The organism is Streptomyces albiaxialis (genome assembly GCF_039530985.1).
GTDB lineage: Bacteria > Actinomycetota > Actinomycetes > Streptomycetales > Streptomycetaceae > Streptomyces > Streptomyces albiaxialis.
In genome coordinates, this window is sequence record NZ_BAAAPE010000016.1 from 312,220 (window position 1) to 331,496 (window position 19,277).

Below are 19,277 nucleotides of genomic sequence, written 5' to 3' on the forward strand. Positions count from 1 at the left end.
AGTGGTCGAGTACCGCATCGACCGGCGCGGCGGCGTCGCCACCCATGTGCAGATCGTCCAGCAGACCAAGCAGGCCCTGCGGCTGGGACTGCTGCGGCCCCGGGGACAAGCTGCCGACGGCGCGCGAGGTCGTCGAGGCGACGGCCGTCAATCCGAACACGGTCCTGAAGGCGTACCGCGAACTGGAGCGCGAGGGGCTGGTCGAGGCCCGGCGCGGCCTCGGCACCTTCGTCCGCGGGACGCTCGGCGCGGTGCCCGCCGACTCCCCGCTGCGCGCCGAACTCGCGGACTGGGCCGTGCGTGCCCACGCCGCCGGGCCCGAACGGGACGACGTGGCGGCGCTGTTCGCCGCCGTGCTGGACGAGCACTTCGTGAACTCCGAAAGGCAACAGGGATGACCGACACCGCCATGGAGGCGGCCGGACTCGGCAAGAGGTTCGGCCGCCGCGGCCCCCGGGGGCTGCGGGACCGCGCGTTCCGGGTGCCCGCCGGAAGCGTCTGCGCCGTCATCGGCCCGAACGGCGCGGGCAAGTCCACGCTGCTGGACCTCGCCGCCGGGCTGGACGCGCCGACCGAGGGCACCGTCACGCTGCTCGGCGCACACCCGGGCGCGGTGCGCGCCCGTACCGGGTTCGTGGGCCAGTGGAAGCCGCTGTACCAGCGGCTCACCGTCGAGGAGACCCTGCGCGCCGGCGCCGGCCTCAGCCCCGGGCGCTGGGACGCGGAGCTGGCCGAACGGATGCTCGCGGGCGGCGGCCTCGACCGAAGGGCCGTCGTCCGCTCCCTCTCCGACGGTCAGCGGACCCGGCTCGCCCTCGCGCTCGCCGTCGCCCGGCGGACCGAACTCCTCCTGCTGGACGAGACTCCTCCTGCTGGACGAGCCGTTGGCCGGCCTCGACCCGCTCGCCCGCCACGAGGTGACCGGCGTGCTGATGGGCCTGGCCGCCGAGGAGGGCACCACGCTCGTGATGTCCTCGCACCTCGTTCCCGAGCTGGAGGGGGTCTGCGACCACCTCGTGCTGCTCCGGGACGGCCGCGTCCGGCGCGACGGCGGGATCGACCCCCTGCTGGACACCCACGCCGTCGTGACGGGCCCCGCCGACGCCGCCGGTCCCGCGACCGCCCCTGACCGGCCTCAGGAGGCAGCCGCGTGACCGCCCTCGCCACCCCCGCCGCCCCGCGGCCCCTGCCACCCCCGTCGGCACGTCCCCCGGCCCCCGTGCCCTCGCCCGGCTGCTGCTGCGGCTGCACCGCCCCGCGCTGCTCGTCCGGCTGCTGCTCCTGCTCGTGCTCTCGGCCGGGCTGCTGTTCGTGGGCGGGCCGATCGCCGACGACGCGGCCCTGGGGTGGCGCGAGTACCACGCCTGCGACGCCGGGCAGAGCTGCTCGTACGGCCAGGACGCGATCGTCCTGCACCGGGACGCGTACGCCTGGGCCACCGCGGCCACCCTCGCCGTCCCCTTCCTCGTCGCGGCCTGGGCGGGCGCCTCGCTGACCGGCCGTGAGGTCGAGAACGGCACCGCCCGGTTCGCCTGGATGCAGGGTGTCTCCCCGGCCCGCTGGCTCGCCGCGAACCTCGCGCTCCTCGCCGTCGCCGGGGCCGTGGCCCTCGTCGCGTTCCGGCTGCTCCGGAACCGCACCGGCGCCCCGCCGGGGACCGCGCGCCGATAGTTTCGGGCCCTGTGCCCGGCGTTGACGGGTCCCTGAGCGCTTCCTAGCTTTCCGTTCGAAGTGTTGGCAGGTGTCCGGAATTTCGAACGGAAAGGGAGGCGCATGCCGAGACGCAGACAGCGCACGAGAAGCCTGGTCGGACTCGTCCTGGGAGCCCTGCTCACCGGGACGCTCGCCGCGAGCCCCGGCCCCGGCACCGGCGGCGGAACGGCGCACGCCGCCGACCGTACGCTCACCGTCGACCGGGCCCGCTCCGGGCCCGCGATCGACAAGTCGATGTACGGGGTGTTCTTCGAGGACATCAACCACGGCGCCGACGGCGGGCTCTACGCCGAGCTGGTGCGGAACCGCTCCTTCGAGTTCTCCGCGGCCGACAACGCCGCCTACACCCCGCTCACCGCATGGGAGGTCTCCGGCACGGCGAAGGCCGTGGACGACGACGGGCGCCTGAACGCGCGCAACCGCACCTATCTCTCGCTCGGCGGCGGTTCCTCCGTCACCAACGCGGGTCACGTCGCCGGGATCCGGGTCGAGAAGGGCGAGCGCTACGCGTTCTCGGTGTGGGCCCGCGCCGGGCGCCCGGCGGCGCTCGACGTCACCCTGCGCGACGGGGAGGGACGGTTGGCCGAGCCCCGGCCCGTCGCCGTACGCGGCGGCTGGACGAAGTACGAGGCGACGCTCACCGCCACCCGCTCGTCCACCACCGGCCGCCTCACCGTCGGCACCGACGAGGACGCCGCGCTCGACATGGTCTCCCTCTTCCCGCACGACACGTTCAAGGGGCGCCCGAACGGCATGCGCCAGGACCTGGCCCAGAAGGTCGCGGACCTGAAGCCCGGCTTCCTGCGCTTTCCCGGCGGCTGCCTCGTCAACACCGGCAGCCACCAGGGGTACGACGAGGCGTCCGGCTGGCAGCGGAAGCGCTCGTACCAGTGGAAGGACACCGTCGGGCCCGTCGAGGAACGCGCGACGAACGCCAACTTCTGGGGCTACAACCAGAGCTACGGCCTCGGCTACTACGAGTACTTCCAGTTCGCCGAGGACATCGGCGCGATGCCCGTCCCCGTGGTGCCCGCGCTCGTCACCGGCTGCGGCCAGAACGAGGCCACGGACGACCCGGCGCTGCTCAAGCGGCACATCCAGGACACGCTCGACCTCATCGAGTTCGCCAACGGCCCGGCGACGAGCGGCTGGGGGAAGAAGCGTGCCGCCATGGGCCACCCCGAGCCCTTCGGGCTCACCCACCTGGAGGTCGGCAACGAGGAGAACCTGCCCGACGAGTTCTTCGCCCGCTTCAAGGAGTTCCGGGCCGCGATCGAGGCCGCCCACCCGGACATCACCGTGATCTCCAACTCGGGGCCGGACGACTCCGGGCCCGTCTTCGACCGCGCCTGGCAGCTCAACCGGGACGCCGGGGTCGGCATGGTCGACGAGCACTACTACAACAGCCCCCGGTGGTTCCTGGAGAACAACGCCCGCTACGACGCGTACGACCGTAGGGGCCCGAAGGTCTTCCTCGGCGAGTACGCCTCCCAGGGCAACACCTTCGGCAACGCGCTCGCCGAAGCCGCCTTCATGACGGGCCTGGAGCGGAACGCGGACGTCGTGAAGCTCGCCTCGTACGCGCCGCTGTTCGCCCGCGAGGACGACACCCAGTGGAAACCCGACATGATCTGGTTCGACAACGCCCGCTCCTGGGGCTCGGCGAACTACGAGGCCCAGAGGCTCTTCATGACGAACGTCGGCGACGAGGTCGTCCCGTCCACCGCGACCGACACCCCCGAGTTCCGCCAGGTCGTCACCCGCGACAGGAAGAGCGGCGACCTCATCGTGAAGGTCGTCAACGCCTCCGCCGAGCCCGCCGCGACCCGGATCGACCTCGGTGAGGGGCCCGAGCCTGCGCCCACCGCGCGGGCCACGACGCTGAGCGCGGCGCCCGACGCCGAGAACACGGCGGGCGAACGGCCCGTCAGGCCCGAGGAGTCGACGGTCGAGGGCATCGCGCGTTCCTTCGGCCACACCTTCCCGGCGCACTCGGTGACGTTCCTGCGGATCGCCGCCCGGTGACACACGTGTGCGGGGCGCGTCACGCGGCGCGCCCCGCACACTCCCGCTCTCCCGCTGGTTCCCGTCAGCGTGCGGAGAAGCGGTGCTCGGTGGTGGAGCGGTACGTCCGGCCCGGGCGCAGCACCGTGGAGGGGAACTCCGGCTGGTTGGGCGAGTCGGGGAAGTGCTGGGTCTCCAGGCACAGTCCGTCGCTCTGCCGGTAGACCCGCCCGGAGCGCCCGACGCGCGTGCCGTCGAGGAAGTTGCCCGAGTAGAACTGCACGCCCGGCTCGGTCGTGGCCACCGTCATGGCGCGCCCCGAGGACGGGTCGCGGAGCGTGGCGAACGGCTCGGGCACGCGGGTGACGCCCTTGTCCAGCACCCAGTTGTGGTCGTATCCCTGGGCGGTCACGAGCTGCGGATGCGCCGTCCTGATGTCCTCGCCGACCCGCTTGGCCCGCCGGAAGTCGAACGGCGTGCCCGCGACCCGCGCCGACTCGCCGGTCGGGATGAGGGTCTTGCCGACGGGTGTGTAGCGGGCGGCGGCCAGTGCGAGTTCGTGGCCGAGGACGTCGCCGCTGCCCTCGCCCGCGAGGTTGAAGTAGGTGTGGTTGGTGAGGTTGACGACGGTCGGCTCGGTGGTCGTCGCCGCGTAGTCGATACGGAACGCCCCGGACGCGGTCAGCGTGTAGTCGACCCGCACCTTCAGCCTGCCCGGATAACCGGCCTCGCCGTCCGCGCTGGTGTAGCGCAGGGTCAGACCGACGCCCGTACGCCCCTCGAAGGGCTCGATGTGCCAGACGCGGCGGTCGAAGCCGTTCGGGCCGCCGTGCAGGCTGTTCTCGCCGTCGTTCCGGGGCAGTTCGTACGTCGTCCCGTCGAGCGTGAAGCGGCCCTTGGCGATGCGGTTGCCGTAGCGGCCGATGAGCGCGCCGAAGTGGTCGCCGTGCGCGACGTAGTCCTCGATCCGGTCGAAGGAGAGCGAGACGTTCGCCGTACGCCCGTGCCGGTCGGGGACCTCCAGGGACTGCACGGCGCCGCCGTAGCTGATCACGCTCAGCCGCGTGCCGCCGTTGGCGAGCGTCCACCGCTCGATCCGGGTGCCGTCCTCCAGCCTGCCGAACGGCTCCTTGACCGGCGCCTGGGCCCCCTGTCCCGGGCCCCCGTTCCCGTGCGCGCGCGCCGTGCCGCTGAGTGCGCCGGCTGCCGCCAGGCCGCCCGCGGCGGCCAGGACCGTGCGTCTGTTCGCGTGGAATCCCATGTCTACGAGCCCACCTTCCGCTTGTTCCAGACGTCGAAGGCGACCGCGGCCAGCAGCACCAGGCCCTTGATCACCTGCTGGTAGTCGGTGCCGATGCCGACCAGCGACATGCCGTTGTTGAGCACGCCCAGGACCAGGCCGCCGATGACGGCGCCCAGCACCGTGCCCACGCCGCCGCTCATCGAGGCGCCGCCGATGAAGCAGGCGGCGATGGCCTCCAGCTCGAAGTTGAGGCCCGCGTTCGGCGTGGCCGCGTTCAGCCGCGCCGCGTAGACCATGCCCGCCAGCGCGGCGAGCAGGCCCATGTTGACGAAGACCAGGAACGTCACCCGCTGGTCCTTGACGCCGGACAGCTTGGCCGCCGCCTTGTTGCCGCCCAGTGCGTAGATGTGCCGCCCGACGACCGCGTTCCGCATCACGAAACCGAGCCCGATCAGCAGCGCGCACATGATGAGCAGCACCACCGGCACGCCCCGGAAGCTGGCCAGTGTCAGGGTGAAGGCGACCACGGCCGCCACGATGGCCACGAGCTTGAAGACCCAGATGTTGAACGGCAGCACCTCCAGCTCGTACGCCAACTGCCGCCGCCGGTCGCGCCACTCCTGGAAGAGCAGGACGGCGATGACGACCGCGCCGATGAGGAGCGTCGGGTTGTGGTACTGCGTGTACGGGCCCATCTCCGGGATGAAGCCCTGTGCGATGTTCTGGAAGCCCTTGGGGTACGGGGCGATGGACTGGCCCTCCAGCACGATCTGGGTGAGACCCCGGAAGAGCAGCATCCCCGCCAGCGTGACGATGAACGACGGGATGCCGACATACGCGATCCAGAAGCCCTGCCAGGCCCCGGCCGCCGCGCCGATCGCCAGACAGATGATCAGTGCCAGTACCCAGGGAACGTCATGTTTGATGATCATGAAGCCCGACATGGCGCCGACGAAGGCGACCAGCGAGCCGACGGACAGATCGATGTGGCCGGCGATGATGACCAGCATCATCCCCATGGCGAGGATCAGGATGTAGCCGTTCTGCTGGACCAGGTTCGAGACGTTGTTCGGCAGCAGCAGTGTGCCGTCCGACCAGATCTGGAACAGCACGACGATGAAGGCCAGCGCGATCAGCATGCCGTACTGGCGCATATTGGTGCGCAGGCTCCGCAGCAGCACCGCGCCTGCGGACCGGTCCCCAGCGCCGCTGCCCGGGGGAGTGTCGGTGGGTGGGGTGATCTCGGTGGTGGTCATGAGGGCCTCAGCTTCTGTCCTTGGTCATGTGGCGCATGAGCACTTCCTGGGTGGCCTCCTCGCGAGGCACCTCACCGGTCAGCCGGCCCGCCGCCATCGTGTAGATCCGGTCGCACATGCCCAGCAGTTCGGGCAGTTCGGAGGAGATGAACACCACCGCTTTGCCCTGCGCGGCCAGCTTGTCGATGACCGTGTAGATCTCGAACTTGGCCCCGACGTCGATGCCGCGCGTGGGCTCGTCCAGGATCAGCACCTCGGGGTCGGCGTGGATCCACTTGCTGAGCACGACTTTCTGCTGGTTGCCGCCGGAGAGCCGCTGGACCAGCTCGGCGACGTTGGGGGCCTTGATGTTCATCGACTTCAGATAGCCCTCGGAGACCCGCCGCTCCTCGTGCTCGTCCACCACCCCGCGCCGGGTGAGACCCGGCAGGGAGGCCAGCGAGACATTGCGGTTGATGGAGTCGATGAGGTTGAGGCCGTAGGTCTTGCGGTCCTCGGTGACATACGCGATGCCGTGCTTCACTGCCTCGGAGACCGTCCTGGTGCGCACCTCCCGGTCGTCGACCCGCACGGTGCCGCCGTCGTACTGCCCGTAGGAGCGGCCGAAGACGCTCATCGCCAGCTCCGTGCGGCCCGCGCCCATCAGCCCCGCGATGCCGACGATCTCGCCCCGCCGCACCTCCAGCGAGACGTCGTCCACGACCTTGCGCTCGTGGTCGATGGGGTGCCGGACCGTCCAGCCCTCGATGGCCATGGCCGTCCTGCCCGCGTCCTCGCCCTCGTAGTGGGTCCGCTCCGGGAAGCGGTGGTCGAGGTCGCGGCCGACCATGCCGCGGATGATCCGGTCCTCGGAGACGTCCGCCTCCGCCTCCGGGTCCTCCCGCACCGTGAGGGTTTCGACGGACTGGCCGTCGCGCAGAATCGTGACCGCGTCCGCGACCCGGCGGATCTCGTTCAGCTTGTGCGAGATCACGATGCAGGCGATGCCCTGGTCGCGCAGCTCCAGGATGAGCTTGAGCAGCTTCTCGCTGTCCTCGTCGTTGAGCGCGGCGGTCGGCTCGTCGAGGATCAGCAGCTTCACCTCCTTGGAGAGCGCCTTGGCGATCTCCACCAACTGCTGCTTGCCGACGCCGACATCCGCGATCCGGGTCTGCGGCTTGTCCGGCAGCCCGACCCGCTTGAGCAGCCGGTCGGCCCGGCGCAGCGTCTCGTTCCAACTGATCACGCCGCGCGAGGCGACCTCGTTGCCGAGGAAGATGTTCTCCGCGAGCGACAAATACGGGACGAGCGCCAGCTCCTGATGGATGATCACGATGCCGCGCCGCTCGCTCGCGCGGATGTCCTTGAACGCCACGGGCTCGTCCTGGAAGAGGATCTCGCCCTCGTAGCTGCCGTGCGGATGGACCCCGCTGAGGACCTTCATCAGCGTGGACTTGCCCGCGCCGTTCTCGCCGCAGATCGCGTGGATCTCCCCGGGGGCGACGGTCAGGTTGACGTCCGAGAGCGCTCTGACCCCGGGGAAGGTCTTGGTGATCGAGCGCATCTGGAGAATGGGCGCGGTCACTTGAACTGCCCCGCCTTGTAGTAGCCGTCGTCGATCAGCCGCTGGGTGTTGGACTTGTCGATGCTGACCGGCTTGAGGAGGTAGGCGGGCACGATCTTCTTGCCGTTGTCGTACGACTTGGTGTCGTTGACCTCGACCTTCTTGCCGGTGAGCATGGCGTCGCCCATCTGGACGGCCTGCTTGGCGAGCTTGCGGGTGTCCTTGTAGACGGTCTGCGTCTGGTTCCCCGCGATGATCGATTTCACCGAGGCCAGCTCGGCGTCCTGCCCCGTCACCACCGGATACGGCTTCGCCTTGGTGCCGTAGCCCGCGCTCTTGAGCGCGGAGAGGATGCCGATGGAGATCCCGTCGTACGGCGAGAGCACGGCGTCGACGTCCTCGGAGCCGTAGTTCTTGCTGATCAGGTCGTCCATCCGCTTCTGCGCGGTGCCGCCGTCCCATGCCTGCGTGGTGGCCTGGTTCATCTTCGTCTGCTTGGAGCGGACGACGAGCTGACCCTTCTTGATGTACGGGCGCAGCTTCTTCATCGCGCCGTTCCAGAAGTACTGGGTGTTGTTGTCGTCCGGCGAGCCCGCGAACAGCTCGATGTTGAACTTCTCGCCCTTCTTCTCGTCCAGCTTCAGCTTGTCGACCAGGTACTGGCCCTGCAGCTCGCCGACGCGCTCGTTGTCGAAGGAGGCGTAGTAGTCGACGTTCTCGGTGCCGAGGATGAGGCGGTCGTAGGAGACGATGCGGACACCGGAGTCCTTCGCGCGCCGCAGCACGTCGGTCAGCGCTCTGCCGTCGATGGCGGCGATGACCAGCAGCCGGTGGCCCTTGGCGATCATGTTCTCGATCTGGGCGACCTGGCTCTCTACCTTGTTCTCGCCGTACTGCAGATCGGTCTTGTAGCCGGCGGCCTGGAACTGTTTGGCCATGTTCTTGCCGTCGGCGATCCAGCGCTCCGAGGACTTGGTGGGCATCGCGAGGCCGACCGTGCCGCCCTTGCCCTTCTCGGGCTTGTAGCGGCTGCCGCCCTTGGCCTCCTGCCCGCAGGCGGCGACGGAGGCGGTGAGCAGCGCGGCGAGCGCGACCGCGGCGGCGGCCCGCTTCGTACGTATCCCAGTGGTCATGCGGGGTCCCCTTCCGGGACGGGGAAACGGCTGAGGTCGCCCGGCAGCCGCGAGCCGAGCGGCGACATCCCGCCGTCCGCGCCGTGCCGGGCGAGCAGATCGAGCACGAGCCGCCCGCGGCGCACCCGCTCACGGGCCGTGGCGAGCGTGTGGTCGCGCAGATGCGCGCCGTACGGGTAGATGCCGGGGGACTTGCTCAGGCCGAACTTGAGATAGAGCGGCGCGCCGCGCCGGATCAGCTCGGCCGTCTCGTACATCCGCACATAGCCGCCGAGGTCGTCCGGCGCCTCGATGTAGAGGTCCATCGGGGCCCTGCTGACCCGGCGGATCTCGGTGAGGTGCGCCGGGGTCAGGTCCGAGGGCACGTTGAGCGAGTCGGCGCCCAGCCGCTCGTACACGGCGTACGAGGCCGGGTTGACGGGCCCCGTCAGCGCGGACAGCTTCAGCGTGGTGCCGGCGGGCAGCTCTCCGGCCTCCCGCAGCCGGTGCAGGGTCCACAGCACGCCCTCGTCGGCGACGAGGAGGCAGCGCACGCCGAGCGCGGTCGCGCGCAGCGCGTCCTCGACGCACCCGGCGAGCCCGTCGTGCCCCCGGGCACGCAGCCCGGCGCCGCCGGAGTCGGTACGGGTCGAGCCGCCGATGTCCCAGGTGCCGCGCGGCCCGGTGAACAGACACAGCTCGATGTCCCGCTCGGCGCACGATTCCAGCATCTCGGTGATCTCGGCGTCACCGAGCATCCAGACGCCGCTGCCCTGGCTGATGCGGTGCACCGGGAGACCGAGCCTCGCGCTCTCCTTCAGTACGGTGCCCAGCGCTTCTGGTCCTTCGACGGACGGTATCTCCGTACGCCACGTTCCGCCGTCGGGGAATGTGTGCGGCGACGCGTCCTCCTCCCTGAGCGGGGGAGAGGGGTGACCGATTCTTGTCAGGGCGTCGCCTCCGGGGAGGCGGGGGGTGGTGGGGGGTGCGGTCATGTGACTCCTTCGTCTGTGGTGCTGGGCACGGGCTGCCCCTGGTGGCGCGTCGCAGACTGCGGGTGCGTCGTGGCCGGTCGCGCAGTTCCCCGCGCCCCTGTAGGGGCGAGCCCCGCTCTTCGGCGAAGCTTGGGAGGTCTGCGCGCAGCCCCGATGCCGGTACGCGGCACTGGTCCGGGCACGCCTAGCTCTTGTCCGGGCGGAGCAGGACTTTGCCGGTGGCCTCGTCCGCCGCGCCCACCAGCGCGATCGCCTCCGCGAACTCCTCCAGCGGGAACTCGTGGGTGATCAGCCCCGCAGGGTCGATCAGGCCGAGGCCGAACGCCCGTACGGCCTCCGACCAGGCCGAGGACGGTGCCCCGAACACGCTCCGGACCGAGAGCTGGCTCAGGGACAGGTGCACGGGGTCGATCCCCTCGGCCCCCGGCGTGAACATCCCGGTGAGGACGACCCGTCCGCCCCGCCGGGCGAGCCGGCACGAGGCGGCCGCCGTCGGAGGCGCGCCCGCCGTCTCGACCACCAGGTCGAACCGGCCGCCGAGCTCCTCGGCCCCGGACGGGCCCACCCAGCGGGTCGCCCCGTACTCCACGGCACGCTCGCCGGAGGACGCGCGCGGGTCCACCGCGACCAGCTCGCCCGGCGAGGAGGCCGCCAGCAACTGGACGGCCAGCAGCCCGAGCGTTCCGGCGCCGACGACGGCGATCCGTTCGCCGGGCCGCGGGGCCCCCGCCCGTACGGCGGCGGCGACCACGGCGGCGGGCTCCAGCAGGGCGGCGGCACGCAGATCGGCGTCGTCGTCCAGTGGATACAACAGCCGTGCGGGGACGAGGAGATGGTCCGCGAAGGCGCCGGGCTCGGTGAACCCGGTCTCGGCGTAGCCGCCCCCGCACAGGCTCGTCTCCCCGTGGCGGCACCGTTCGCACGTCCCGCAGGCGCGGAAGCCCTCGGCCACGGTCTTCCGGCCGACGAGCGCGGGGTCGACGCCCTCGCCCGCGGCCTCCACGGTCCCGGCCCACTCGTGGCCGGGCACGACGGGGTAGCGGACGTAACCGGGGTCGCGCCGCCCGTCGTACAGCTCGCGGTCGCTCATGCAGATCCCGGCCGCCGCGACGCGGACCCGGACCTCGCCGGGGCCCGGCTCAGGGGTCGCGCCGCGGGTCAGACGGTGCTCGCCGGGGCGTTCGACGACGAGCGCGCGGCTCACGGGCGCCGGTGCGCGGCTCACTTGGGGGCCCTCCGCTCCCAGCCGTCGGCCCACAGGTCGAAGCGGGCCTGCTGCTGCGGGAACTCGGCCGCCGCGTCCGCGTCGAACTCGACGCCGAGGCCGGGCGCGTGGGAGACGGGGAAGCGGCCGGTCTCCGGGTCGACCTCGGGCGCGCCCTTGACGACCTTCTTGATCTCGGCGTCGGCGAAGTCGTTGAAGTGCTCCAGGACCTTGAAGTTCGGGGTGCAGGCCGCGAGTTGGAGGGAGGCGGCGGTGAGGACCGAGCCCCCGACGTTGTGCGGGGCCACCAGCGTGTAGTGGGTCTCGGCGGTCGCGGCGAGCTTCCGGGTCTCCAGGATGCCGCCGATGTGGCCGAGGTCGGGCTGGACGATGTCGGCGGCCTGGGACTCGAACAGCTCGCGGAACTCGATGCGGTCGTGGATGCGTTCGCCCGTCGCCACCGGCATGTCGACCTTCGCGGCGACCTTCGCGAGGGCCTTGAGGTTCTCCGGCGGCACCGGCTCCTCCAGCCACGCGGGCCGGAACGGGGCCATCTCGCGGGCGAGGCGCACGGCGGTGGCGGGGCTGAACCGGCCGTGCATCTCCAGCATCAGCTCGGCGTCGGGCCCGATCGCGTCGCGCACGGCCTCGATGAGCGAGACGGCGTAACGGGTCTCCTCGGCGCCGAGTTCGAGATGGCCGGTGCCGAACGGGTCGATCTTCAGGGCGCGGTAGCCGCGCGCCATGACCTGCTGGGCCGCCTTGTGGTACGCGTCGGGGGTGCGCTCGGTGGTGTACCAGCCGTTGGCGTACGCGGGCACGCTGTCGGTGACCTTGCCGCCGAGGAGCTGCCAGACGGGGACGCCCAGGGCCTTGCCCTTGATGTCCCAGCAGGCCATCTCCACGCACGCGATGCCGGACATCACGATCTCCCCGGCACGCCCGTAGTCGCCGTACTTCATCCGCCGCACGAGGTCCTCGGCCGCGAACGGGTCGGAGCCCGCGATGTGGTTGGCCTCGGCCTCGCGCAGATAGCCGCGCAGCGCGTCGGTATGGCCGAGCATGCGGGTCTCGCCGACGCCGGTGAGGCCCTCGTCGGTGTGGACGAGGACGTAGGTCAGGTTCCGCCAGGCCGTTCCGACGACATGAGTGGTGATTCCCGTGATGCGCACGCCAGTTGCCCCTAGGGATCGTTCGAAATTTCGTCACACGTTCGAAATGTTGGCGTGACCGTAATCACCTCCGAGGAGGGTGTCAATGGATGGCGCAACGGGCGAGGCCCACGCGGATACGGGTGCGGAACGGGCGTACTTGACGGCGGAACGGGCATTGCCGGGTGACCGGTGGCGGGGTTAGCGTGTGTTCGCGATATCGGTCAATGGCCGGAGTCTCGAACGAGAAGGGTGGTGGCCATGGGAAGGCTCGTCCCCGCGGTGACCAGGGCGCTGGACATACTGGAACTCTTCCTGGAGGGCGACGGCACGCTCTCGGCCCCCGACATCACCCGCCGGCTCCAGCTTCCCCGGACGACCGTGCACGAGCTGGTCACCACGCTCACGGCCCGTTCCTATCTGGCGTCCGTCCCCGACCAGCCCGGCCGCTACCGGCTCGGCGTCCGCGCCTACCAGCTCGGCAGCCGCTACGCGGAGCAGCTCGACCTCGCCGCCGAGGGCCAGCAGGTCGCCCGCGAGGTCGCCGAGACCTGCGACGAGACGGTGCACGTGGCCGTGCTGGAGGGCCTCGACGTCATCTACATCGCCAAGGTCGACTCCATCCACGCGGTGCGCATGGTCTCGGCCGCGGGCCGCAGGCTCCCCGCGCACTGCACCTCCGTCGGCAAGATGCTGCTCGCCTCGCTCCCGCCGGAGGAACTGGAGGCGCGGCTCGACGAGGAGACCGGGGACGGCGCCCTCGTCGCGATGACGCCCAACAGCATCACCGACCCGGACGCGCTGCGCGCCGCGCTGCCCGCCGTCCGCGCGAGCGGCGTCGCCGTCGAGCACCGCGAGTCCAACCCGGACGTGAGCTGCGTGGCCGCGCCCGTACGGGACAGTTCGGGCCGCGTCGTCGCGGCCCTGTCGATCTCCGTGCCGGTGATCCGCTGGAGCGACGCGCGCGAGGCCGAGCTGTCCGAGCTGGCCGTCAAGGGCGCCCGCGATCTGTCCGTACGGCTGGGGCACCGGGGGAGCGACCGATGAGCGTACGCACGCGAGTCGAGCGGGCGGTCCGCGCGGCGGCGGAGCTGGGCGAGGGCCCGACCTGGGACGCGGCGGCCGGGGCGCTGATCTGGGTGGACATCCTGGGCTGCCGGATCCACACATACGAGCCGGGGACCGGCCGCCGCACCGTCCGCGCCACCGAGCAGCACGTCGGCGCCGCCAAGCCGCGCGCGGGCGGCGGCCTCGTCGTCAACCTCCGGGACGGCGTCGGCCTGTACGGCCCGGACGGCGCCTTCTCGTGGCTCGCCCACGACCCGGTGCCGGGGCGGCGCGGCAACGACGCGGCGGTCGCCCCAGACGGCACGCTCTGGGCGGGCACGATGTACTACGACGAGAAGCCGGGCGGCGCCGCGCTCACCCGGTTCGCCCCGGACGGCACGGCCACCGAGGTCTTCGGCGGCGTGACCGTCAGCAACGGCACCGGCTGGAGCCCGGACGGCACGCTGCTGTACTTCGTGGACACGCCGACCCGCCGCATCGACGTCTGCCGCGTCGAGGACGGACTCCCCGTCGACAGGCGCCCGTTGGCGGAGATCGAAGAGGGCGCCGGATACCCCGACGGGCTCACCGTCGACGCCGACGGCTGCGTGTGGGTCGCGCTCTGGGACGGCGCCGCCGTCCGCCGCTACACCCCGCGCGGCGAGCTGGACCGCACGCTCCCGCTCCCGGTCCGCCGCCCCACCGCGTGCGCCTTCGGCGGCCCGGACCTGCGCGACCTGTACATCACCTCGGCCCGCACAGGCCTCACCCGCCCGCACCCCCTCTCAGGCTCGCTCCTGGTGATCCCGGACGCGGGGGAGGGGGCACGGGGCGCGGCCTTCGCGGGCTGAGCCGATGTGGGCAGGGCGGTCAGGCCCAGGGGCTGCACTTCACCACCTGGTTGCTGCTGTTGACCGTGCAGGCCCGGACCTTGAGGTCCTTGACGTTCACCCCGGCCCGGGAATGAGCGCTGCTGGACTTGGAATCCCCGTTGCCGCCCTCGGCCTTGCCGAAGATGCGGGTGGTCCACTCCCACGTGGAGCCGTTCTGCCAGTTGTAGCCGACCTCCATGCGTACGCCGTAGCCGTCGGCGGCCCGGTCCCAGACGGTGCCGGAGAGGCTCACCTTGTACCCCTCCCACTCCACCCCGACGGAGGCGACGGCGCCCAGGGCCGGGTCGGTGTCGGCCACGCGGCCGTTGGCGTACGGGATGTATCCGTTGTCCCAGTGGTCGGGACGCGGCGCCGCCGACGCGGCGGGGGAGGCGGTGAGGACGAGGAAGAGCACGGTGCCGAGAGCCGCGGCACCGGTGAACGTCGTGGTCTTGGCCGATCGGGCAGTCACAGATCTTCCCTTTCGCCGGGGAGTCAGATGTCGGTGAGCCGGGCCTTGTAGATCCACTTCTCCTTCTGGCCCGGGCCCTGGGGCACCGTGACGGTCTGGGACGGCCACAGGAAGTCGACCTTGTCGGTGCCGAACGGGTTGTTCTCGCTGTCGATGGTGTAGATGCCGCGCCCGGACCGGTGCCGGGAGAAGGACTTCACCCTCGGCAGCGGATAGCTCCACTCGACCCGGGGAGGCCCGCCGGCCTTGTTGATCTTGAGCTGGAACGCGCTGCCCGTCGCCCACAGGAACTGGGTGTCCACCGGGTCCGGCTGAAGGTCGTGGCCGTTCTCGAACACCGGCTTCTTGGCGGGGTCGAGGGAGTCCTCCGCGCGGTACATCTCGCGGAGGCGGGTCGTCTCCCGCTTCCCGGTCACCTCGTAGCAGACGAGCTTGCTGCCCCCGAAGATCCACACGCGGTTCGGGTGGTTCTGGTCCCGGACGACGCCGTGTGCCTGCCGGAAGGCCCGTTCCTTGTCGGTGAGGCCGGGAACCTTCCGCAGCACGCCGGGGCTGCCCGCCGAGGGAGCCAGGTAGAGCTGGTAGCACCCGCCGCCGCGCTTCTGATGCGGGCCCTTCGGGGGATCGTGCTGCTCCAGGCCCCGTGTGCCCACCACGATGACGACGTCCGCGGTCGGGAGGTATTCCAGGGAGTGCGGGTAGATCGGAAGGTCCGGGTCCCAGCCGAGAGCCGCCGAGTCGCTGTTGCGGTGGATCGTCACCCGCCCTTTGTCCGGGTCCCCGCCGCAGACCATGAAGACGGACTCACCGCTGTTGAGCTTCCGGAACTTGCATTCCAGCGGGGCCCAGCCCCCGGTCGGGAACGACGACTTCGGCAGGCCGAACCGGTTCGTCTGCGCGTCGATGTCGCCGGTGTAGTAGGTCTCGACGACGTTGTTGTGCGCGTCCAGCAGTGCCAGGTAGAAGCTCGCGGGAGGCGTCTGTGCGGCGCCCCGGTCCTGCCGGGCGTACGCGGGCGTCGCCGACGCGAACGGTACGGCCGCGGCGCCGACCGCGAGCGAACCGCGTAATAACTGCCGTCTGTCCAGGCTCATGGCGTCCTCTCCGAGCGGTGTGGGGTGTCCCAGCGGACCGACGGAGACCGAGGCTATTGCGCGACGGCCGGGCCGTCGTCAAGTCCTCGGTTGACTCCCGTAACGCCGAAGTCCGACGACGCCTCTCCAACCACCGCCGTAGCGGCCCGGGTTGTACAACGCCCGGTGTATTCAGGCACCCGGGCCCGGTTCCGGGGCGAGGCCGCCCAGGAGTGCCGTGAGCGTGAACTCGAAGCGCTCGTGGCCCTCGCCGGAGGTCAGTTCGCGGACGTGGGCGACGGTGCTCGGAAACCTGTCGGGGGGCAGCATGCGGTACCGCTCGGCCAGCGCGTCGCGGTCCAGGACGCGCTGGTCGGCGTCGCTGTCCGGGCGGTACCGGAGGGACGCCTCGAAGCAGTAGGCCGAGACGTAGAGGAACGCGGCGTCGATCGCCCACGCGGCGGACCGCGGGGGGACGCCCGCGGCCAGCAGGATCGTGAGCATGCCCTCGCTCAGCCGCAGCGCGTCCAGGCTGTTCGGGGCGGCGGCCAGCGCGGCGCGTGAGATCCCGGGATAGCGCAGGTACTCGTCGCGCAGCGCCCGGCAGATCTCCAGCATCTGCTCCGTCCACCGCGCGGGGTCCGGCTCCGGCACCGGCACCCTGGCGCACACCTCGCCGATCAGCAGCTCGTCCAGCTCGGCCTTGTTGCGCACGTGCGCGTACAGCGACGCGGGGCCGGTCCCCAGTGCGGTGGCGACCCGGCGCATGGTCAGGGCCTCGAAGCCCTCGGCCTCGACGAGCGCGAACGCCGCGTCCATGATCCGCCCGACGGTGATCGGCGGCTTGCCGGGCCGCTCGGCCCTGCCCGGTCCGTCCAGCGCCGCGATCTTCGCGGCCCACTCGTCCTGCGGCTCGGCGCGATCCGGAGCACGTCTGTTGGCCATGGGACCAGCATAGCTTGACCCGAACACGGTTCGAGCGTAGAACGGTGTTCGTACGACGAACGCTGTTCGTGTCGCGCTTCGAGAGGACCGCCATGACCACCCCGCACGCCACCCGGGAGGGCCCGGCCACCGGGCCCCCGCCCGCCCCGTTCCGCTCCCTGCGCCAGGCGTGGGTGGCGCTCGCGGGCCTCTCTGCGGTCTTCCTCTTCGAGATGATGAGCAACACCGTCCTCAACGTCGCCCTGCCCACGATCGGCCGCGAGCTGTCGGCCCCGACCGTCGCCCTGCAGTGGGTGACGAACGGCTACGCGGTCGTCTTCGGCGGCCTGATGCTGGCCCTCGGCGCCGTCGCCGACCGGCTCGGGCGGCGCCGGGTGATGCTCGCCGGGCTGGTCCTGCTGGGGGCCGCGAGCCTGGCGACGGCGGGGGTCACCAGCACGGGCGAGCTGATCGCCGTCCGCGCCGTCATGGGCCTCGCGGCCGCGATGACCACGCCGGGGACCATGGCGATGGCCTTCCGGCTGTTCGAGGAGGAGAGCCTGCGGGTCCGGGCGATCACCCTGATCTCCACCGTGGGCATGGTCGGCCTCGCGATCGGCCCGACCGTGGGCGGCTTCGTGCTCTCCTTCGCGCCGTGGCAGGTCCTGCTGCTGATGAACGTGCCGATCGTCGCGCTCGCGTTCGCCGGCATACGGTCCGGCGTCCCCGCCGACGACCCCGCCGCCCTGCACCGGGCGCCCCCGGACGTCACCGGCGGCATGCTGGGCACCGCGGCGATCGTGCTGGCGCTCGTCGCGCCCACCCTGTTCGAGCACGCGGGCGCGGGGGCGTGGGCGCCGTGGGCCGCCGTCGCCGGGCTCGCCGTGGCGGCGGTCCTGTTCGTGCTGCGCGAGCGTACGGCCCGGCACCCGCTGCTCGACCTCGCGCTGGTCGCCCGGCCCCAGGTCTCCGGCGGGCTGGCCTACAAGGCCGCGGCCGGACTGGCCAACGCCGGGCTCGCCTACCTGGTGATGCTCCAGCTCCAACTGGACCTGGGCTGGTCGCCCGGGCTCGCGTCCCTCGGCATGCTGCCGCAGATCGCCGTGCTGATCGCGGGCGGGCCGTTCGTCCACCGCTTCGTCGGCCGGGTCGGCATCGACCGCGCCGCCTGGATGAGCGCCGGCTCGGTGGTGACCGGGCTCGCGGTCTACACCCTGTTCGGCAACCTGGGCTATCCCTGGGTGGCGGTCGCGCTGGTGTTCGTGGCCGCCGGGATGCGGGTCGTCGGCGCCGCCGCCGGGGTCAACGTCCTGAACGGCCTGCCGCCCGAGCGAACGTCCACGGGTGCGGCCCTGATCGACACCGCCGCCGAGGTCACCGCCGCGGTCGGCGTCGCCGTGGGCGGCACCGTGCTCGCCGCCCTGTTCGCCGGGGATGTCACCGCGGGGCACTGGAGCCCGGGGCAGACCGCCCGGTTCCACGAGGCGGTCACCGTCTCCGGCCTGATCCTCACCCTCACCTCCGCGGCACTCGTCGCCTGGGCGATGCGCCGCACCCGGCCGCCCAGGGACGGGGACGGGGCCGGAGCCGGGACCGGGGCTATCGGTCCGTGACGGCCGCGAGGATCAGGCGGGTGAACTCCTCCGTGGTCGCGGTCCCGCCCAGGTCGGGCGTACGGGCGTCGGTCGTGGCCAGGACCGAGGTGAACGCGTCGAAGATCTCGGCGGCGGCCTCGGGGTGGCCGAGGTGGTCCAGCATCATCGAGGCGCTCCAGATCGCGCCGAGCGGATTGGCGACGCCCTGCCCCGCGATGTCCGGCGCCGAGCCGTGGACGGGCTCGAACATGGAGGGGTACTCGCGCTCCGGGTTGAGGTTCGCGGCCGGGGCGAGGCCGATGCTGCCCGCGACGGCGGCGGCGAGGTCGGAGAGGATGTCGCCGAACAGGTTGGAGCCGACGATGACGTCGAAGGCTGTCGGGTCGAGCACGATCTTCGCCACGAGCGCGTCGATGTGCTCCTGCCGCCAGGCCACCCCGGGGAACCGGTCGGCGGCCTCCCGCACGAGTTCGTCCCAGAACGGCATGGTGTGGACGATGCCGTTGGACTTGGTGGCGGAGACGAGGTGCCCGCCGCGGGCCCGCGCGGCGGTGAACGCGTGATCGAGGACGCGCTCGACGCCGGGGCGGGTGAAGACGGCTTCCTGGACGGCCATTTCGTCCGGGAAACCGCGGTTGAGCCGGCCGCCGATCTCGGAGTACTCCCCCTCGACGTTCTCGCGGACGACCACGAAGTCGACGTCGGCCGTGGCCCGCGCGAGCGGGCTGGGCACGCCGGTGAGCACCTTGATCGGGCGCAGGTTCACGTACTGCCGGAACCGGCGGCGCAGCGGGATCAGCAGGCCCCACAGGGACACATGGTCGGGCACGCCGGGCCGGCCTACGGCGCCGAGCAGGACCGCGTCGTGATGCCGGATACGGTCCGGGCCGTCGGCCGGCATCATCGCGCCCTCGGCGAGGTGGCGCTCGCAGGACCAGTCGAACGAGTCGTAGGCGAAGCTGAGCCCGTGACGTCTGCCGACGGCGTCGAGGACGGCGCGGGCGGGAGGCAGCACCTCGGTGCCGATGCCGTCGCCGGGAATGAGGGCGATCCGGTAGCGCGTGTTCATGGCC

At 71.7% G+C, this 19,277-nt stretch carries 16 protein-coding genes and 2 pseudogenes; 7 read left to right on the forward strand and 11 right to left on the reverse strand.

From position 1 onward, the window contains the following. Position 1 precedes the first annotated feature (1 nt). From ABD343_RS32970 to ABD343_RS32985, 4 genes and pseudogenes are all read left to right on the forward strand, one after another. Positions 2 to 398 (forward strand): annotated as a pseudogene (locus ABD343_RS32970) (GntR family transcriptional regulator). Continuing rightward, positions 395 to 1,186: pseudogene (locus tag ABD343_RS32975) on the forward strand (ABC transporter ATP-binding protein); the annotation flags it as partial. The pseudogenes ABD343_RS32970 and ABD343_RS32975, both read left to right, overlap by 4 nt. A gap of 101 nt (positions 1,187 to 1,287) precedes the next feature. Continuing rightward, positions 1,288 to 1,671 (forward strand): hypothetical protein, encoded by a 384-nt coding sequence (locus ABD343_RS32980; RefSeq protein WP_344533554.1) that lies wholly within the window; start codon positions 1,288 to 1,290, stop codon positions 1,669 to 1,671. Positions 1,672 to 1,773: 102 nt separating this feature from the next. After that, entirely contained in the window at positions 1,774 to 3,738 is a 1,965-nt protein-coding gene (locus ABD343_RS32985) for an alpha-L-arabinofuranosidase C-terminal domain-containing protein (protein WP_344533556.1), read from the forward strand. A 64-nt stretch (positions 3,739 to 3,802) separates the two neighbouring features. Here ABD343_RS32985 and ABD343_RS32990 read toward each other — a convergent pair whose 3' ends face one another. From ABD343_RS32990 to ABD343_RS33020, 7 genes are all read right to left on the reverse strand, one after another. Beyond that, positions 3,803 to 4,978, reverse strand: coding sequence for an aldose epimerase family protein (locus tag ABD343_RS32990; RefSeq protein WP_344533558.1), 1,176 nt, complete (start codon positions 4,976 to 4,978; stop codon positions 3,803 to 3,805). A 2-nt stretch (positions 4,979 to 4,980) separates the two neighbouring features. Further along, positions 4,981 to 6,216 carry a multiple monosaccharide ABC transporter permease gene (mmsB, locus tag ABD343_RS32995; protein WP_344533560.1) on the reverse strand — a complete coding sequence of 412 codons (1,236 nt, stop codon included), beginning with the start codon at positions 6,214 to 6,216 and terminating at the stop codon, positions 4,981 to 4,983. Between the two features lie 7 nt (positions 6,217 to 6,223). Beyond that, on the reverse strand, positions 6,224 to 7,759 hold the full coding sequence (gene mmsA / locus ABD343_RS33000) for a multiple monosaccharide ABC transporter ATP-binding protein (RefSeq protein ID WP_425578341.1): 1,536 nt from the start codon (positions 7,757 to 7,759) through the stop codon (positions 6,224 to 6,226). Positions 7,760 to 7,776: 17 nt separating this feature from the next. Then, positions 7,777 to 8,892, reverse strand: coding sequence for a multiple monosaccharide ABC transporter substrate-binding protein (chvE, locus tag ABD343_RS33005; protein ID WP_344533563.1), 1,116 nt, complete (start codon positions 8,890 to 8,892; stop codon positions 7,777 to 7,779). After that, positions 8,889 to 9,866 (reverse strand): hypothetical protein, encoded by a 978-nt coding sequence (locus tag ABD343_RS33010; RefSeq protein ID WP_344533565.1) that lies wholly within the window; start codon positions 9,864 to 9,866, stop codon positions 8,889 to 8,891. The genes chvE and ABD343_RS33010 overlap by 4 nt, the downstream gene beginning before the upstream one ends. 184 nt (positions 9,867 to 10,050) lie before the next feature. Beyond that, complete coding sequence (locus ABD343_RS33015; protein ID WP_344533566.1) at positions 10,051 to 11,091, reverse strand: zinc-dependent alcohol dehydrogenase; 1,041 nt, start codon at positions 11,089 to 11,091, stop codon at positions 10,051 to 10,053. Then, positions 11,088 to 12,242, reverse strand: a complete 1,155-nt coding sequence (locus tag ABD343_RS33020) for a mandelate racemase/muconate lactonizing enzyme family protein (protein WP_344533568.1) — start codon at positions 12,240 to 12,242, stop codon at positions 11,088 to 11,090. Before ABD343_RS33020 ends, ABD343_RS33015 begins: the two co-directional genes overlap by 4 nt. Before the next feature lie 240 nt (positions 12,243 to 12,482). On the opposite strand from ABD343_RS33020, the gene ABD343_RS33025 reads away from it, so the two are divergent. Further along, complete coding sequence (locus ABD343_RS33025; protein WP_344533570.1) at positions 12,483 to 13,268, forward strand: IclR family transcriptional regulator; 786 nt, start codon at positions 12,483 to 12,485, stop codon at positions 13,266 to 13,268. Beyond that, positions 13,265 to 14,119, forward strand: coding sequence for an SMP-30/gluconolactonase/LRE family protein (locus ABD343_RS33030; RefSeq protein WP_344533571.1), 855 nt, complete (start codon positions 13,265 to 13,267; stop codon positions 14,117 to 14,119). The genes ABD343_RS33025 and ABD343_RS33030 overlap by 4 nt, the downstream gene beginning before the upstream one ends. A gap of 19 nt (positions 14,120 to 14,138) precedes the next feature. Here the strand turns inward: ABD343_RS33030 and ABD343_RS33035 are convergent, their stop codons facing one another. The 3 genes from ABD343_RS33035 to ABD343_RS33045 all read right to left on the reverse strand — a co-directional run bounded on the left by ABD343_RS33035 (position 14,139) and on the right by ABD343_RS33045 (position 16,630). Continuing rightward, positions 14,139 to 14,612: a hypothetical protein gene (locus ABD343_RS33035; RefSeq protein ID WP_344533573.1), complete on the reverse strand. Its 474-nt coding sequence runs from the start codon at positions 14,610 to 14,612 to the stop codon at positions 14,139 to 14,141. Positions 14,613 to 14,635: 23 nt separating this feature from the next. After that, entirely contained in the window at positions 14,636 to 15,706 is a 1,071-nt protein-coding gene (locus tag ABD343_RS33040) for a hypothetical protein (RefSeq protein WP_344533575.1), read from the reverse strand. A 171-nt stretch (positions 15,707 to 15,877) separates the two neighbouring features. Then, positions 15,878 to 16,630, reverse strand: coding sequence for a TetR/AcrR family transcriptional regulator (locus tag ABD343_RS33045; protein ID WP_344533577.1), 753 nt, complete (start codon positions 16,628 to 16,630; stop codon positions 15,878 to 15,880). 92 nt (positions 16,631 to 16,722) lie between these two features. Here ABD343_RS33045 and ABD343_RS33050 point away from each other — a divergent pair, with 92 nt between their 5' ends. Further along, a complete protein-coding gene (locus ABD343_RS33050) occupies positions 16,723 to 18,222 on the forward strand; it encodes an MFS transporter (protein ID WP_344533579.1) in 1,500 nt (499 codons plus the stop codon). Here the strand turns inward: ABD343_RS33050 and ABD343_RS33055 are convergent. After that, positions 18,209 to 19,273 carry a tartrate dehydrogenase gene (locus ABD343_RS33055; RefSeq protein ID WP_344533581.1) on the reverse strand — a complete coding sequence of 355 codons (1,065 nt, stop codon included), beginning with the start codon at positions 19,271 to 19,273 and terminating at the stop codon, positions 18,209 to 18,211. The genes ABD343_RS33050 and ABD343_RS33055 overlap by 14 nt on opposite strands. Positions 19,274 to 19,277: the final 4 nt, after the last annotated feature.